This is a genomic window from Nocardioides gilvus (genome assembly GCF_003194605.1).
In the GTDB taxonomy this organism is placed as follows: domain Bacteria; phylum Actinomycetota; class Actinomycetes; order Propionibacteriales; family Nocardioidaceae; genus Nocardioides; species Nocardioides gilvus.
The window spans coordinates 69210-85719 of sequence record NZ_QHKY01000007.1; the positions used below are offsets into that span (position 1 = coordinate 69210).

At 69.1% G+C, this 16510-nt stretch carries 16 protein-coding genes and 1 tRNA gene; 16 read left to right on the forward strand and 1 reads right to left on the reverse strand.

From position 1 onward, the window contains the following. The first annotated feature begins 16 nt into the window (after nt 1-16). The 10 genes from DNK52_RS15595 (at nt 17) to DNK52_RS15635 (ending at nt 6613) form a co-directional block, all read left to right on the forward strand. On the forward strand, nt 17-325 hold the full coding sequence (locus DNK52_RS15595; protein WP_110241965.1) for a hypothetical protein: 309 nt from the start codon (nt 17-19) through the stop codon (nt 323-325). 178 nt (nt 326-503) lie between these two features. Then, nucleotides 504-1286: a DUF6801 domain-containing protein gene (locus tag DNK52_RS16400; protein ID WP_239455733.1), complete on the forward strand. Its 783-nt coding sequence runs from the start codon at nt 504-506 to the stop codon at nt 1284-1286. 161 nt (nt 1287-1447) lie between these two features. Beyond that, nucleotides 1448-2221 (forward strand): electron transfer flavoprotein subunit beta/FixA family protein, encoded by a 774-nt coding sequence (locus tag DNK52_RS15605; RefSeq protein ID WP_239455735.1) that lies wholly within the window; start codon nt 1448-1450, stop codon nt 2219-2221. 12 nt (nt 2222-2233) lie between these two features. Next, complete coding sequence (locus DNK52_RS15610) at nt 2234-3187, forward strand: electron transfer flavoprotein subunit alpha/FixB family protein (protein ID WP_110241967.1); 954 nt, start codon at nt 2234-2236, stop codon at nt 3185-3187. A gap of 118 nt (nt 3188-3305) precedes the next feature. Beyond that, on the forward strand, nt 3306-4553 hold the full coding sequence (locus tag DNK52_RS15615; protein ID WP_110241968.1) for a glutamate-5-semialdehyde dehydrogenase: 1248 nt from the start codon (nt 3306-3308) through the stop codon (nt 4551-4553). Nucleotides 4554-4581: 28 nt separating this feature from the next. Then, a complete protein-coding gene (locus tag DNK52_RS16070) occupies nt 4582-4731 on the forward strand; it encodes a hypothetical protein (protein ID WP_162598809.1) in 150 nt (49 codons plus the stop codon). Continuing rightward, a complete protein-coding gene (gene nadD / locus DNK52_RS15620) occupies nt 4732-5367 on the forward strand; it encodes a nicotinate-nucleotide adenylyltransferase (RefSeq protein WP_275426163.1) in 636 nt (211 codons plus the stop codon). Further along, complete coding sequence (rsfS, locus tag DNK52_RS15625; protein WP_110241970.1) at nt 5364-5813, forward strand: ribosome silencing factor; 450 nt, start codon at nt 5364-5366, stop codon at nt 5811-5813. Before nadD ends, rsfS begins: the two co-directional genes overlap by 4 nt. Then, nucleotides 5806-6432: a histidine phosphatase family protein gene (locus DNK52_RS15630; RefSeq protein WP_162598810.1), complete on the forward strand. Its 627-nt coding sequence runs from the start codon at nt 5806-5808 to the stop codon at nt 6430-6432. Before rsfS ends, DNK52_RS15630 begins: the two co-directional genes overlap by 8 nt. 108 nt (nt 6433-6540) lie before the next feature. Beyond that, nucleotides 6541-6613, forward strand: a tRNA-Ala gene (locus DNK52_RS15635). Between the two features lie 98 nt (nt 6614-6711). Here DNK52_RS15635 and DNK52_RS15640 read toward each other — a convergent pair. After that, nucleotides 6712-7140: a DUF309 domain-containing protein gene (locus DNK52_RS15640; RefSeq protein ID WP_110241971.1), complete on the reverse strand. Its 429-nt coding sequence runs from the start codon at nt 7138-7140 to the stop codon at nt 6712-6714. 80 nt (nt 7141-7220) lie between these two features. Between DNK52_RS15640 and DNK52_RS15645 the strand changes: the two genes are divergently transcribed. The 6 genes from DNK52_RS15645 to holA all read left to right on the forward strand — a co-directional run bounded on the left by DNK52_RS15645 (nt 7221) and on the right by holA (nt 16376). Continuing rightward, nucleotides 7221-8252 (forward strand): NADP-dependent oxidoreductase, encoded by a 1032-nt coding sequence (locus tag DNK52_RS15645; RefSeq protein WP_110241972.1) that lies wholly within the window; start codon nt 7221-7223, stop codon nt 8250-8252. A gap of 167 nt (nt 8253-8419) precedes the next feature. Next, on the forward strand, nt 8420-10918 hold the full coding sequence (gene leuS / locus DNK52_RS15650) for a leucine--tRNA ligase (protein ID WP_110241973.1): 2499 nt from the start codon (nt 8420-8422) through the stop codon (nt 10916-10918). 28 nt (nt 10919-10946) lie between these two features. Next, nucleotides 10947-11807: a DegV family protein gene (locus tag DNK52_RS15655; RefSeq protein ID WP_110241974.1), complete on the forward strand. Its 861-nt coding sequence runs from the start codon at nt 10947-10949 to the stop codon at nt 11805-11807. 66 nt (nt 11808-11873) lie between these two features. Further along, a complete protein-coding gene (locus tag DNK52_RS15660) occupies nt 11874-12998 on the forward strand; it encodes a ComEA family DNA-binding protein (RefSeq protein WP_204163583.1) in 1125 nt (374 codons plus the stop codon). 3 nt (nt 12999-13001) lie between these two features. Continuing rightward, a complete protein-coding gene (locus DNK52_RS15665) occupies nt 13002-15344 on the forward strand; it encodes a ComEC/Rec2 family competence protein (protein ID WP_110241975.1) in 2343 nt (780 codons plus the stop codon). 42 nt (nt 15345-15386) lie between these two features. Next, nucleotides 15387-16376, forward strand: coding sequence for a DNA polymerase III subunit delta (gene holA / locus DNK52_RS15670; protein WP_239455742.1), 990 nt, complete (start codon nt 15387-15389; stop codon nt 16374-16376). Nucleotides 16377-16510: the final 134 nt, after the last annotated feature.

Genomic DNA, 16510 nt, shown 5'->3' on the forward strand with positions numbered 1-16510 from the left:
GGCACCAGGACCTGTCATGGCTTCCGTGCGCGCCTTTCGCGTGACGACCGCGTACGTGGTGTGGGGGCTGAGCGTCCTGCTCGCGCTGGGCATGGCGGGCGCCGCGCTGCTCGTGGCACTCAAGGCCGACTCCGCAGAGCCCTTGTGGCGCTGGTGGCTCGAGGGCGCCGACGCGGTCACCTTTGGCTGGTTCGCCCGGCCCGAAGGCGCGTGGGCCGGCGAGCCGACGGAGCGGGACACGGTGCTCAGGTGGGGTTCAGCAGCCTTGGCCGCGCTGGGCACGGGTGCTGTTGCGCAGTGGATCCTGCGGCCCCCGCGTCGCTGAACCAGGCTCCCGGCCTCTCTGTCGCCACCCAAGGCCTCAAAGTCTTCACCGATTTTGGGGAGTCCATCATTCGAGAAGCGTGGGGGCCATCACCAGCACTGTGGCTACCGTCACACGGAGCGTTACGAGAGCGTAACTTACGAAGACGTAGCGCACATTCCTAGGGAGGGAAACCCACATGCGTTCATTCATGAACCGTCGCGCGGTAGCAGTTGTTGCCACCGTTGCGATGAGCACCGCAGGCCTCGTCGGCCTGGCTTCGTCGGCCAACGCCGCGAGCACCTCACTCAAGTTCAACTGTGGAGCGTCGATCCTGACGAACCAGGAGTTCGTCTTCGACGCCGAGATCACCGTTCCGGCCGAGGTCGAGGTCGGCTCGACGATCAACCCCACGTTCACCGGTTCGGTGACCGTCCCCGAGTCGACGCGGAGTGCCGCGTACGGGTTGCTCGGCGGACGCTTCCTCGAGGGCGTCGCCACCATCAACGGCAAGTTCGGTACGGCTCCCATCGTGCTGGAGGCTGACCTGCCCCGCGCTCCGATTCCGTCCACGTCAGGCGCCTTCCAGCTCTCCACCACGGGTGGCGGGTCCTTCGTGGCCAGCACCGTCGGTGCCCAGAACGTCACCATCGACGGGTTCTCGGCTCCCCTCACCATGACGAACTCCAGCGGCGCCGAGTCGTCGGTTGCCGTCACCTGCACCGCGAAGGCTCCCGGCACCGTCGTCGCGACCGTCAACGTCGTCCCGGAGCCGACCGTTGACCCGGAGCCGACCGTTGACCCCGAGCCGACCGTCACCCCGGACCCGACCGTTGACCCCGAGCCGACTGTCACCCCGGACCCGACCGTCAGCCCGGAGCCGACCACGCCCCCGGTGACGAAGCCCAACCCGATCCAGACCGTCATCAGCTCCATCCTGGCGCTGCTGAAGAAGCTGTTGGGCAACCTCTTCAAGAGGTAGTCACACCTGAACACGCGCACGGGGCCTCGAGTCCCGACAGTGTGAGCGACCCCACCGTGGACCTGTGTTCCACGGTGGGGTCGTTCGCCTGTAACCTCGCGAACACATCCGAGTGCACAGGAGGAGCCTTCGGGCACACCGCCATGAACATTGTTGTCTGCGTGAAGTATGTCCCCGACGCAACTGCCGACAGGCAGTTCCAGTCGGACAACACCGTCGACCGAGTGGGTGTCGACGGCTTGCTGTCAGAGCTCGACGAATATGCCGTCGAGCAGTCCCTCCAGATCAAGGAAAAGCGCGACGGCGAGGACGTCACGGTGACGGCACTCTGTGTCGGTCCCGAGAAGGCCGTCGACGCCGTGCGCAAGTCGCTGCAGATGGGTGTCGACAAGGGCGTTCACGTCGTGGACGACGCGATCGCCGGCTCTGATGCCGCAGCCACCTCGCTGGTGCTCGCCAAGGCGATCGAGAAGATCGGTCCGGTCGACCTCGTCGTGTGTGGGCTCGCCTCCACCGACGCGGCCATGAGTGTCGTTCCCGCGATGCTCGCGGAGCGTCTGGGTCTGCCCCAGGTCACCCAGGCCGCCGTGGTCGAGACCCAGGGCGACCAGGTGCGCATCAAGCGCGACGGCGACGCCGCGACCGAGGTCATCGGCGGCACCATGCCCCTCGTGCTCTCGGTCACCGACCAGTCGGGCGAGGCGCGCTACCCATCCTTCAAGGGCATCATGGCCGCCAAGAAGAAGCCGTTGGAAACCCTGTCGCTGAGCGACCTGGGTGTCGACGCCGGTCAGGTCGGTCTCTCGGTGGCGTGGACCGCTGTCGAGGAGACGGCTGCCCGCCCGCCGCGCACCGCCGGCGAGATCGTCAAGGACGAGGACGGTTCGGGCGCCACGGCGCTGGTCGAGTTCCTCGCCTCGAAGAAGTTCATCTGAGGAGCCTGATCCATGTCTGAAGTTCTCGTTCTCGTCGACCACGTCGACGGCGCGGTCAAGAAGCCCACCTACGAACTGCTCGCTCTGGCCGCCCGTCTGGGGGAGCCGTCCGCGGTCTTCATCGGTTCGGCTGACCAGGGTGCTGCGGTCGCGGACGCCGTCAAGGGGTACGGGGCCGCCAAGGTCTACGTCGTCGACGACGCCCAGATCAAGGGTTACCTGGTCGCTCCCAAGGCCGAGGCCCTCGAGCAGTTGATCGCCAAGACCAGCCCCGCGGCGGTCTTGATCCCGTCCAGCGCAGAAGGCAAGGAGGTCGCCGGTCGCCTGGCGATCAAGACCTCCTCCGGCCTGATCACCGACGCGGTGGACGTCCAGCCCGGCCCGGTCACCACCCAGTCGGTCTTTGCCGGCAACTTCACGGTCACCGCCAAGGTGACGCAGGGCACGCCGATCATCACGGTCAAGCCCAACTCGGCCGCCCCGGTCGAGTCGGCCGGTGCCGGTGCGGTCGAGGAGTTCACCCCGGTGATCTCGGACGCCGCCAAGACCGCCCAGATCGTGGCCTCGCAGCCGCGTCAGGCGACCGGTCGTCCCGAGCTCACCGAGGCTGCCATCGTGGTCTCCGGTGGTCGTGGTACCGGGGGCAACTTCGAGCCCGTCGACAACTTTGCTGACTCGCTCGGTGCCGCTGTCGGCGCTTCGCGTGCGGCCGTCGACTCCGGCTGGAAGCCGCACACGTTCCAGGTCGGTCAGACCGGCAAGACCGTTTCGCCGCAGCTGTACGTCGCGGCGGGCATCTCCGGTGCCATCCAGCACCGTGCCGGCATGCAGACCTCGAAGACCATCATCGCCGTCAACAAGGACGAAGAGGCACCCCTCTTCGAGCTGGTTGACTTCGGTGTCGTGGGCGACCTCCACGCTGTGCTGCCCGCAGCCACCGAGCAGATCGTGGCGCGCAAGGGCTGAACCGCACTACCCGTACGAACGCCTCGTCACCTCGGTGGCGAGGCGTTCGTCATGTCCGGACCCGTCGGCGGCAAGACACCTGCCGGTCTGGCACGGGCCTGGACATAGGCTTGGCAACATGAGCAACGCCGACGTGACCGAGGTAGCCCTGCGAGCCCGTGAGGCGAGTTACGCGCTCGCCCAGGCGACCCGAGCCACGAAGGACCTTGCGTTGCTGGCGATGGCGGAGGAGTTGATCGAGTCCGGCGACTCGATCCTCGCGGCCAACGGCGAGGACGTGACCCGGGCCGAGGAGTCCGGCACTGCGCCCAACATCATTGACCGGCTTCGTCTGGACGGGTCGCGGCTCGAGGCCATGGCCCAGGGACTTCGCGACGTCGCGGGCCTTCCGGACCCGGTGGGCGAGGTGCTCTCCGGATCCACCCTGGCCAACGGGCTGGAGCTGCGGCAGGTGCGCGTGCCGTTCGGCGTGGTCGGCATGATCTACGAGGCTCGGCCCAACGTCACGGCCGATGCAGCCGGTATCTGTCTCAAGTCCGGCAACGCGGTTCTGCTGCGCGGTTCCTCCAGTGCCCGGAGTTCGAACGCGGCCATCGTCGCTGCCCTTCGGTCGGCCGTGGTCCGGGCAGGTCTGCCCGCGGACGTCGTGCAGCTGGTGCCCGGGGACACCCACGACAGCGTCAAGTCACTGATGCGCGCCCGGGGACTGGTCGACGTACTGATCCCGCGGGGTGGTGCTGGCCTGATTCGTTCGGTCGTCGAGGAGTCGACGGTGCCGGTCATCGAGACAGGTGTGGGCAACTGCCATGTCTACGTCGATCGGTCAGCCGACCTGGACAAGGCGTTGGCCATCGTCCTGAACTCCAAGACCCACCGCTCCAGCGTCTGCAACGCCGCCGAGTCGCTCCTGGTCCACCAGGAGGTGGCGGGGCTCTTCCTGCCCCGCGTCGTGGAGGCTCTTCAGGCCGCGGGAGTGACCGTCCACGGCGACGAGTCGTTCGCCGACTTCGACGGGGTCGTGGCAGTGACGCCCGAGGACCACGCGGCCGAGTTCCTCTCGCTGGACATCTCGGCCCGGGTCGTGGACTCGATCGATGAAGCCATCGCTCACATCCGCACCTTCTCCAGTGGGCACACAGACGCCATCGTGGCCGAGGACCTGTCCGCCACCCGTCAGTTCACGGCCTCGGTCGACTCGGCTGCCGTGATGGTCAACGCATCCACCCGCTTCACCGACGGCGGCGAGTTCGGGTTCGGTGCGGAGATCGGCATCTCCACCCAGAAGCTGCACGCCCGGGGACCCATGGGTCTGCCCGCGATGACGTCGAGCAAGTACGTCGTGACGGGTGACGGGCATGTCCGCTGAGACCGCGAGGACCCGGTAGGATCGACCCATGTCGCTGAACGAGATCGTCCTGGCCGCTGCCGAGTCCGAGACCTGGGCCGGCGTCAACCCGTACGTGGTGGGCGTCGTGGTCCTCGCGCTCTTCCTCGGGATGATGGCCATCCTGGTGGCCTTCGGCGCCGGGCGCGAGCACAGCTGAGTGAGTGGTCCCCGTCGCGTAGGCGTGATGGGCGGGACGTTCGATCCCATCCACCACGGCCACCTCGTGGCTGCCTCGGAAGTGCAGGCGTGGTTCGACCTCGACGAGGTCGTCTTCGTGCCGACCGGGGACCCGTGGCAGAAGGCGGACCGCGAGGTCTCGCCCGCAGAGCACCGTTACCTGATGACCGTGGTGGCCACGGCCTCCAACCCGCGTTTCCGGGTGTCCCGGGTCGACATCGACCGCGAGGGGCCGACGTACACGATGGACACCTTGCGTGACCTGAGTGCGGAGATGCCCGACGCGGAGTTGTTCTTCATCACCGGGGCCGACGCCCTCGCCGACATCTTCACCTGGCGCGACGTGGGCGGGCTCTTCGAGCTCGCGCAGTTCGTGGGGTGCACCCGGCCGGGCTACGAGATGGACCCCGCCACCCTCGACGCGATCCCCGCTGATCGTGTCCAGATGATCGAGATTCCCGCGCTCGCCATCTCGTCGACCGACTGTCGTCAGCGCACCGCCCGCGGCGAGCCCGTCTGGTACCTGGTGCCCGACGGCGTCGTGCAGTACATCGCCAAGCATCATCTCTACACCGACTCCCGGACGTCCTCCGCGGAGCAGAAGGAATCCCCGTGAGCGTCACCGAGCACGCCCTCCATGTCGTCCAGGTGGCTGCGCGTGCAGCTTCCGACAAGCTCGGCCAGAAGATCGTCGCGTACGACGTGAGTGAGACCCTGGCCATCACCGAGGCATTCGTCCTCGCCTCGGCTCCCAACGACCGTGCCGTGCGTGCCATCGTCGACGAGATCGAGGACCAACTGCGCGAGCAGATGGAGGAGAAGCCGCTGCGCCGGGAGGGCCATCGCGGCGGGCGTTGGGTGCTGCTCGACTACGCCGACGTCGTGATCCACGTCCAGCACTCCGACGAGCGGGAGTTCTACGCCCTGGAGCGGTTGTGGCGCGACTGCCCCGAGATCGAGCTCTCCGACGACATCGCTCCGCCGACCGAGGTTGCCGAGCGGGCGGCCGACGAGACTCCGGTCGCGGAGCTCGCGGGCCAGGACCAGGACACCGTTGACTGAACTGCTCGGCCAGCCGCGACGACTCCTCGTGTTGCGTCACGGTCAGACCGCCTGGAACCACACGCAGCGAGTCCAGGGGCAGATCGACGTGCCGCTGGACGAGACCGGCGTCGTGCAGGCTGAGCAGGTGGCGCCGGTCCTCGCGGCCATGCGACCTGCGTTCGTCCGGTCCTCCGACCTGGTCCGAGCCTCCGCCACGGCCGAGCGGGTGGCTGCGGCTGCGGGAGTGCCGCTCGTGGTCGATGCCAGGTTGCGCGAGTTCGACCTGGGGGAACGCTCCGGCACCACCCTGAGCGACTACGCCGCCTCCCACCCGGACGAGTTCGCCGCCTATCGAGCAGGTCACTATGACGTCGTGCCGGGCGGGGAGTCGCGCGAGGACGTGGTGGCGCGGTTCGTCCCCGCCCTGACCGAGGCGTTGAGGGCTCTGGCGCCGGGGGAGCTGGGGGTCGTCGTGGCCCACGGCGCCGCGATCAAGGTGTCGTTGGCCTCGTGGCTCGGCTGGGCTCCCGAGACGGCCACCACACTGCACGCCCTCGGCAACTGCCACTGGGCCCTGGTCGACGACTCAGGACAGGCCGGAGTGCGGCGTCTGGTGGCGTTCAACCGGCACGTCTGAGCCGTGTTCCGGGGTGCTCCAGCAAAACGCACCCCGATTTCCCTTCGCCGGAAACCATGTACTAATGTCTTCCTCGTTGCCCGGCCGACAGGCTGAGAAACGCGAGATGGGGCTGTGGCGCAGCTGGTAGCGCACCTGCATGGCATGCAGGGGGTCCGGGGTTCGAGTCCCCGCAGCTCCACAACATCTTGGAAAGGCCGCCTCCGGGCGGCCTTTCTGCATGGGGGCACCGTCAGGTCGCGTGTCGCAGACCTGACGCCCCGGTCGAACCGGGTGCGTTCATTCCTGCCGGACTCGGGCGCGCGCGCACGTGATGAGGTCGTCGAGCACCAGCCCGTACGTCGTCCCCGCTCGCGCGTGATAGCTCTCCAGATGCCCTGCGGCCCGCTCCACCAGTCGCTCGGCTCCCACGTGGTTCCCGCGGCCCGCGTGAGTCAGGCCGACACACAATTGGGCCAATCCCTGCCACAGTTCGCGTTCCTCGGCCGGGCCACTCTTCCAGCGCACCTCCAGCGTCTCGTGTGCCGAAAAGGGACGACCCTGTGCCAGGAGGTCTCGGGCCAGAGCCAAGGTCTCGGCCGGGGGGAGGGGGGTCTCGTCGATCGGCTCAACTCCTGGCTGACCGTATGGAAGCGGCCGGCCAAGACCGTCTCGGGGCCGGGCTTGACGGGCGCGGCCAGTCTCGTCGCGGTCTCGTCCAACGGTCATGTGAGCCTCGCTCGTGGAGTGTGATCGGTGAATCGGTGTTGCCCGCCCCACTCTAGGGGGCCCGGCGTAGCCTCCCTCCCATGCAGAGCACCCAGATCATCCTGGCCGCCCGTCCGGTGGGGGAACCCGACGATGCGTGCTTCGAGACCCGCGTCGTTGACCTGCCAGACCTCGAGGACGGGCAGGTGCTGCTGCGCACCGTCTACCTCTCGTTGGACCCGTACATGCGGGGCCGGATGAGCGCGGCGAAGTCGTACGCAGCCGCGGTCGAACTGGGCGAGGTGATGGTCGGTGCCTGCGTGTGCGAAGTGCTCGAGTCACGCTCGCCACACAGCGCCCCTGGTGACTTCGTGCTCGCCTACACGGGCTGGCAGACGCACGCGGTGGTTGACGCGCGGCACACCAGGCTCCTGGATCCGGCGAGGGCCCCGTTGTCGACCGCGGTGGGTGTGCTCGGGATGCCGGGGTTCACGGCGTACGCCGGGCTGCTCCAGATCGGACGCCCACAGCCGGGTGAGACGGTGGTGGTGGCCGCCGCCACCGGGCCGGTCGGATCAGCAGTCGGCCAGATCGCTCGGCTCAAGGGTGCACGCGCGGTCGGGGTGGCGGGCGGTCCGGAGAAGTGTCGTGCCCTGGTCGAGGAGTTCGGCTTCGATGCTGCCGTCGACCACCGCTCAAAGACGTTCGTCGACGACCTGGCTGCGGCGACACCGGCGGGGATCGACGTCTACTTCGAGAACGTGGGCGGGCACGTCGCCCAGGCCGTGACCCGCCGGCTGAACAAGTTCGCCCGGATCCCGGTCTGTGGGCTCGTTGCCAACTACAACGCCACCGAGGCGCCCCAAGGACCTGACCGGTTGCCGGGCTTCATGAGCCGGGTCCTCTCGCTGAGCCTCACGGTGCGTGGATTCATCCAGGACGAGTTCGTGTCCGAGCACCAGGCCGAGTTCGAGCGGGAGATGGCCGCCTGGATCGCCGACGGATCGGTCCGGTATCGCGAGGACGTGGTCGAGGGGCTCGAGAACGCCGCCGAGACCTTCCGCGGGATGTTGGTCGGACGCAACTTCGGCAAGGTCCTCATCCGCGTCGGAGAGGACCCCACGCTCGCCTGAGTCGGTCGGATCGTCAGGCCTGCGGGTGCGGGGCTACGATGAGGCCATGCGTACGACGTTCCTTCTCGGCCAGCCACGTTGATCACGGCGATCGACGTGGCGACCCTCCTGCCCGGAGGGTTTTTTTGTGCCGGAAGGCGACGCGCAGCCATTGACGAGGAGACACGATGAGCGAGCACCCGCAGACCGACGCCGCTACGACCGCGCCCGAGAGCACCGAGGCGACGTACGACGCCAGCGCCATGGAGGCGAAGTGGCGTGGCGTCTGGGACCGGCTCGAGCTCTTCGTCGCCGACGACGAGTCGCCGCGGGAGAAGAAGTACGCGCTGACGATGTTCCCCTACCCCTCCGGGGACCTGCACATGGGCCACGCCGAGGTGATGGCGCTGCACGACGTGATCGCGCGCTACTGGTGGCTCCGGGGCTACGAGGTGCTCAACCCGATGGGCTGGGACTCCTTCGGGCTGCCCGCGGAGAACGCCGCGATCAGGAACGACGAGCACCCGGCGACCTACACCTACGCCAACATCGAGACCCAGTACGAGTCGTTCCGCCGCTACGGCGTGAGTTTCGACTGGACGCGGCGCTTCAACACCTCCGATCCCGAGTACTACAAGTGGACCCAGTGGCTCTTCACGCAGCTGTACGCGAAGGGTCTGGCCTATCGCAAGAACTCCCCGGTCAACTGGTGCCCGGTCGACCAGACCGTGCTGGCCAACGAACAGGTCGTCGACGGCGCCTGTGAGCGCTGCGGCGCCGAGGTCACCAAGCGCGAGCTGACCCAGTGGTACTTCCGCACGACCGCGTACGCCCAGGAGTTCCTCGACGGGCTGGATGACCTGGCGCCCACGTGGCCCTCCAAGGTGATCAACGCCCAGCGCAACTGGATCGGTCGCTCCGAAGGAGCCCACGTCAGCTTCGACATCGCCGGGCACGAGCCGGTGAAGGTCTTCACGACCCGGCCCGACACGCTGTGGGGCGCGACCTTCATGGTGGTGGCCGCGGACGCCAAGTTGGCCGCGGACCTGGTCAGCGACGAGCAGCGCCAGGCGCTCGAGGACTACCTCGTCGAGGTCCGCAAGGCTTCCGACATCGACCGTCTGGCGACCGACCGCCCCAAGAGCGGGGTCGACCTGGGCATCACGGCCACCAACCCCGTGACCGGGGAGCAGATCCCGGTCTGGGCCTCCGACTACGTGCTCGCCGACTACGGCACCGGCGCGATCATGGCCGTCCCGGCGCACGACCAGCGTGACCTCGACTTCGCGAAGGTGTTCGGCCTCCCCGTACGTCGAGTGGTCGACACGGGCGAGGAGAACCCGGAGGAGACGTACGTCGCGACCACCGGGAACGGTGTCTACGTGAACTCCGGCCCGTTGGACGGTCTGGCCGACAAGAGCGAAGGCATCCGCCGGGCGATCGAGCTCCTGGAGGCTGACGAGCGCGGCACCGGCACCGTCAACTTCCGCCTGCGGGACTGGCTGTTGAGCCGGCAGCGTTACTGGGGTGCCCCGATCCCGATCGTCCACTGCGCGGTCGACGGCGAGGTCGCCGTGCCCGTCGAGCAGCTCCCCGTCCTCCTGCCGGAGCTGAAGGGCGCTGACCTCAAGCCGAAGGGCACCTCGCCCCTGGGCGGTGCGACCGACTGGGTCAGCACCACGTGCCCGACCTGTGGCGGCCCGGCGCAGCGCGACACGGACACGATGGACACCTTCGTCGACTCCTCCTGGTACTTCCTGCGCTACGTCTCCCCGCACGACGCGACCCGGGCCTTCGACTCCGAGCTGGCAGATGCCTGGGGCCCGATCGACCTGTATGTCGGTGGTGACGAGCACGCCGTGCTGCACCTGCTCTACGCGCGGTTCTTCACCAAGGCGCTGCGCGACCTGGGCCTGATCACCTGGGACGAACCCTTCACCTCGTACCTCAGCCAGGGCAAGGTCCTCAACCAGGGCCGCAAGATGAGCAAGTCGCTGGGCAACGGCGTCAACCTCGGTGACCAGTTGGCCGAGTTCGGGGTCGACGCCGTCCGTCTGACGTTGGTCTTCGCCAGCCCGCCCGAGGACAACATCGACTGGGCAGACGTGTCGCCTGCCGGCTCCCTGCGCTTCCTGCAGCGGGCATGGCGCCTCTCAGGGGACGTCACCTCCGAGCCCGGGGTCGACGTGACGACGGGCGACCTGGCCCTGCGCAAGGTCACCGCCCGGGTGATCACCGACGCGTCGACGCTGGTGGAGTCCCACCGCTTCAACGTGATGGTCGCGCGCACCATGGAGCTCGTGAACGCCGTGCGCAAGGCCATCGACTCCGGGTGCGGTGGGGCGGACCCGGCCGTGCGTGAGGCGACCGAGACCGTGGCGATGCTGCTCTCGATGGTCGCGCCCTACACGGCCGAGGAGATGTGGGAGCGGTTGGGCCACCAGCCGTCCGTCGCTCGGGTGACGTGGCCCGTCGTCGACCAGGCGCTGCTGGTCGAGGACTCGGTCACCTGCGTGGTCCAGGTCAAGGGCAAGGTCAAGGGACGTCTCGAGGTGTCGCCCGACATCAGCGACTCCGAGCTCGAAGCCCTCGCCCTCGCCGACGACGCGGTCCAACGCGCGCTCGACGGTCAGACGGTGCGCAAGGTGATCGTCCGGGCGCCCAAGCTGGTGAGCATCGTCGTGTGACGACCTGGTGAAGCACTAGGGTCCTCACATGACCGCTCGTGCCGTGGTAGTCACGGATTCGACCGCCTGCCTGCCGCCCGCCCTGGCGCAGGCCAGGGGGGTCTTCGTGGTGCCCCTCCAGGTCGTCATCGGCTCCCACGTCTATGACGAGGGCAGTGAGGGGGCACGTCCCTCCCAGGTCGCTGCGGCGCTGAGGGAGTTCGTGCCGGTCTCGACCTCACGTCCCTCGCCCGCCGCGATGGGCGAGGTGTACGAGGCCCTTGTCGCCGAGGGGGCGGAGAAGATCGTCGCGGTCCACCTCTCCTCTGAGATGAGCGGGACGTACGAGTCCGCACAGCTCGCCGCCAGGGACGCTTCGGTCCCGGTGATCACGGTGGACAGCCGGCACGTGGGTGCGGCGACCGGGTTCGCTGCCCTGGCGGCTGCTGACGCCTTGGCGGCAGGTGCGGACGTGGAGGCCGCCGCCCGCGCCGCCCGGAAGAGTGCCTCGCAGGCCAAGTCGTACTTCTACGTCGACACCTTGGAGTACCTGCGCCGCGGTGGACGGATCGGGGCAGGTGCTGCGTTCCTGGGAGGGGCGCTGTCGGTCAAGCCCCTGCTGGAGATCAGGGACGGCCGCGTCGCCTCCTTGGAGAAGGTGCGTACGTCGGCCAAGGCCCTGGCTCGTCTGGAGGAACTCCTGGTGCGGGCGGCCGGGGACTCCCAGGTCGACCTCTGCATCTCCCACCTCGCCAGCCCGGAGCGCGCCGAGACCTTGGCAGCTCGCCTTGCCGAGCGCCTGACGGAGAACCTGTCAGGGCGCGAGGTGACCTGCCTGGAGATCGGCGGTGTCCTGGGCGCCCATGTCGGCCCCGGGATGGTCTCCGGCTCTCTGGCCGTCCGTTCCTGACGCAGTTATCCACAGGCGAGGACCGACTCCCAGCGCGAGGGTCTCGATCTTCCCTACGGTCGTGTCATGCGCAATCGACGTCCCTCCCCGGAGCACGAGCAGGCGGTGGCCCGCCGTCTCGCCCTGCTCGCCGCCGAGTGGGACACCGCGAAGGCCGCTGGCGTCCAGGACGATGGCAGCAAGGCGCCCTGGAATCCCCCTACCCGGGTGGCTGGCAGGGGCGCGACCGTGGAACTTCCCCCTGTTTCGATCGAGCCTGGTCCGGTCGAGCCTGGTCCGGTCGAGCCTGCCCCGGTCGAGTTTGTCCAGATCGATCCGGTCCAGATCGAGCCTGTGCCGGTCGCGGTGGTCGGGGCGATGGATCTCGGTGCGGTGGAGGAGCCGGCGACAGGGGAGGACGAGCTGCCACCACTGGTGCAGGCTCCGGGTCGCCACGCCGCCCGTCGCGGACTCCGGGGTGCTCCGGCGAGAATCAGCGCAGCGGTCCCGGGGTGGTTCATCTCCCCGGTCGCCGGAGCGCGGGCGCGGTTCAGCAGCGCTCACCTGACCTGGGTCGCGGTCCTCGTCGCGGTTGCGCTCGGCGCAACGTGCTGGTGGATGTTGGGAGCCAAGGAGTCGGCCGTCCTGACCCCTGTCTCGGCCTCCTTCGCAGGCTCGGAGCCCGGTGGGTCACCGGGTGCGTCCGAGCCCGCTGAGCCCACTGCCACACGCGATGCAGAGGGCAGTCCGACCGAAGAGGCCGCCCCGCCCGGGGATGTCGAGGAGGTCGTGGTCGACGTCGCAGGGAAGGTCCGTCGACCGGGCATCGTGGTGCTGCCGGCGGGCTCCAGGGTGGTGGACGCCATTGGCGCCGCGGGGGGCGCGAAGCGCGGAGTCGACCTCACCTCCCTGAACCTGGCGCGCCGTCTCCTGGACGGCGAACAGATCCTGGTCGGGAGATCGGCGGCCACGGGCGTGGGGGCAGCGCCGGCCCCCGGGACACCCCCTTCGCCCACGGGTGCGCTGGTGAACCTCAACAGTGCCAGTCCGATGGAGTTGGAGACCTTGCCCGGAGTCGGACCGGTGACGGCCGCTGCCATCGTCGAGTGGCGTGAGCGACACGGAGGATTCACGGCCGTCGAGGACCTCCTCGAGGTGGACGGCATCGGTGAGGTGACCCTCGAACGCCTCGCTCCGTTGGTCTCGGTCTGAGGCGTGGAGCGGTCCACGAGGGCCGCGGTCGACCTGCGGCTGCCGCTCCTGGGGGTGGCTGCCTGGTTGGGTGCGCTCTGGGGGATCCAACGGCCCGGGGATCTACTGCTCACCCTGTCAGGGATGTGCGTGGTCGGGGCCGGACTCGGACTCCTGCAGCGTGCGCGCCGCGGTCTGCATGACCTGGTCACGGCCACAGCGGTTCTCCTCGTCTTCGGCACGGCCTTCGCCGGGGCCGCCTTCCGGACCGCGGACACTGCCGCCGGGGTGGTGGTCGAGCTTGCTGCGCAGCAGGAGCGAGTGAAGATCGTCGGCATCGTGGTCAGCGACCCACGAACCGTGCAAGGAACCTTCGCCGACTCCGTCGTCGTCCGCATCCGGGTCGACGAGATCTCGTGGCGTGAGCGCACCTGGCGGGTTCGTACGCGCGTGGTTGCCATCGCCGGCACCTCCTGGGGTGAGGTCCGACTGGGCTCTCGGGTGGCGGGACGTGGCACGTTGACACCCGATGCCGAGGGAGCGGGGGCACTGCTCAAGGCGCGCGGGGACCCGGAGGTGCAGGCGACCCCGGACGTGTGGTGGCGGGTCGCCGAAGTGGTGCGCGCTGGGATCAGGGACGCGGTCGCCACGCGGACCCAGGACCAGCGAGTCCTCGTTCCGTCGTTGGTGGTGGGGGACGACGACGGGCTGGATCGCGGGTTGGCCGAAGACTTCAGGACCACCGGTCTCACCCACCTGCTCGCCGTGAGCGGCACCAATCTCACCTTGATGCTGGGGTGCCTGGTGGCGCTGGCGCGATGGTCCGGAGTCCGTGGCCGTGGACGGTACGTGGTGGCCGCCGCCGCCATTGCCGGGTTCGTGCTCCTGGCGCGGGGCGAGCCGAGCGTCGTGCGGGCCGCGACCATGGGAGCCATCGGCGCCCTGGCCATGGCGCGCAACGGTCGGGGACGCGGAGTGCGATGTCTGGGCGGGGCCGTCGTGGTCCTGCTCTGCTGGCAACCGGCGCTGGCCGTGACGGCTGGATTCGCACTGTCGGTACTGGCCACCGCTGGCATCCTGCTGCTGGCGCCGACATGGAGCGAGGCGCTGGCCCGATGGATGCCTCGGTGGGCCGCTGACGCGGTGGCAGTGCCGGCCGCCGCCCAGATGGCCTGCACCCCCGTGGTGGCTGCCCTCTCCGGGGAGGTCAGTCTGGTCGCGGTGCTGGCCAACATGCTGGTGGCACCAGCCGTTGCGCCGGTCACCGTGCTGGGTCTGCTCGGGGGCTGCCTGGCGGTGATCTGGGTGCCCTTGGGACAGTGGGTTGCCCTGCCCGGTGCCTGGGCGGTCCAGTGGATCATCACCGTGGCCCAGTGGGGTGCGGGCCTCGCCACCCCGGCAGTGGAGTGGGGGACGACGCCGGCGGCACTGACTGCGTTGGTGGTCCTCAGTGGCCTGCTTGCCCTCGTCGCGCCGACGGTCCTGGCGCGACCGCTGATCACCGTGCCTCTGGTGAGCGTGGTCCTCGTCGTGGTGCTGATGCGTCCCCCTGCCCCGGGCTGGCCTCCTGACGGTTGGGTGATGGCTGCCTGCGACGTCGGGCAGGGGGACGCCCTGGTGCTCCGTGCCGCTGAGGCACAGGCCGTCGTGGTCGATGCCGGGCCCGACCCACGCGCAGTCGACCGCTGTCTGGCCCGACTCGGGATCGACGCAGTGCCGCTGCTGGTGCTCACGCACTTCCATGCCGATCACGTCGACGGGCTGGAGGGGGTTCTCGCCGGGCGCCGGGTCGGAACCGTCCTGGTCTCTCCGCTCGACGACCCCCCGGATCGGGCGCGGGAGGTCGATCGGGTGCTGGCCCAGCACGGCGTGGAGCCGACCGTCGGACACCACCTCGTCGACCGGGTGGTGGGTGACGTGGCGCTGCGACAGGTCTGGCCTCTCGGTGACAGCAACAGCGACGGCGACGGTGACAGCGACAGGGGCAGGGGCAGGGGAGCAGGGGAGTCGGCCAACGACGCGAGCCTCGTCCTGCAGGCCGAGGTGAGGGGCGTACGCATCCTGCTCACCGGAGACATCGAACCCCCCGCCCAGCGGCAGTTGGCACGGTTGATCGACCACGTGCGGGTGGACGTGCTCAAGGTTCCGCACCACGGGAGCCGTCACCAGGACCTGCGCTTCCTGGCTGCCCTGGAGCCGAAGGTCGCCGTGGTCTCGGCAGGCGCGGACAACACGTACGGGCATCCTGCTCCGAGCCTGCTCGACCACTTCGCCGACGAGGCAGTTGCCGTGCTGCGGACGGACCGGGACTCCGACGTGGTGGTCGTCCAACGCGACGGGTCGATCTCGACCACGACCCTGGGATGAGGGAGAACGCCCACCCCCCGGATGTGGCAGGCTGGACCCACCATGGCTCAGGCTCCCCACGCATCGCAGGTCCTCGGTCGCGTCACGCTGGTGACCGGCAAGGAGGAGTTCCTCAACGAACGGACCGTGGGCTCCGTGCGTCGGGCCGTTCAGGCACACGACCCCGAGGGCGAGTTCTCGGACTCACTCGCTTCGGAGCTGACCGCCTCCTCGCTCGAGGAGATGTCGGCCCCGTCCCTCTTCTCCGCGACCCGGTGTGCGGTCGTGCGCGGGCTGGAGGACCTGTCGGACGAGTTGTACGACCAGGTGCTCCGTTACGCGGCAGCGCCGGTCGAGGACGTGGCGCTGGTCCTCATGCACGGTGGTGGGTCCAAGGGCAGCGGGCTGCTCGCCAAGTTGCGCAAGCTCGGCTCTGTCACCGAGGTCAAGGCGGACGAGGTCAAGTACGCAGCTGACTTCCAGAAGTTCGCGGCCTCCGAGTTCGCCCAGCTCCGGGCCAGGGTGACCCCCGAGGCCCTGGAGTTCCTGGTGGTGGCCGTAGGTCAGGACCTCAGGTCCCTGGCGGCGGCCGCATCGCAACTGACCAGCGACTTCCCGGACGAACAGATCACCGTGGACGTCGTGAAGCGGTACTTCGGTGGTCGGGCCGAGGCCAAGTCGTTCGCGGTCGCGGACGCCACGATGTCCGGGCACACGGCGCAGGCTCTGGAGGAGCTCCGGTGGGCGCTCGACGGCGGCACCCCCTCGGTGTTGGTGACCTCTGCAGTGGCCGGGTCGGTCCGGGGGGTGGCGCGGTTCCTCGGCGCACACTCGCGTGGGGGCCGCGACGGTGACCTGGCCCGCGACCTCGGTGTCCCGCCCTGGAAGGTCAAGACCATCCGGTCCCAGGCGCGCGGATGGGACGAAGCAGGCATCTCCGAAGCGTTGCGTGCAGTGGCTCGGGCTGATGCAGACATCAAGGGCGCCGCCCACGACGCCAACTACACCCTGGAACGGCTCGTCCTCACGGTCTCCGGACTGCGGCGGCAGTGAGCAGGTTCCTCTGACCTCTCGGCCACCCCGTGACGGGCAGTGGACGGCGAGGTCGACCTCGTCCCGTTGAGCGGCCCGGGAACGCAGAAGGCGCCGTACCCCACGAGGGAGTACGACGCCTTCGACGACGGCGG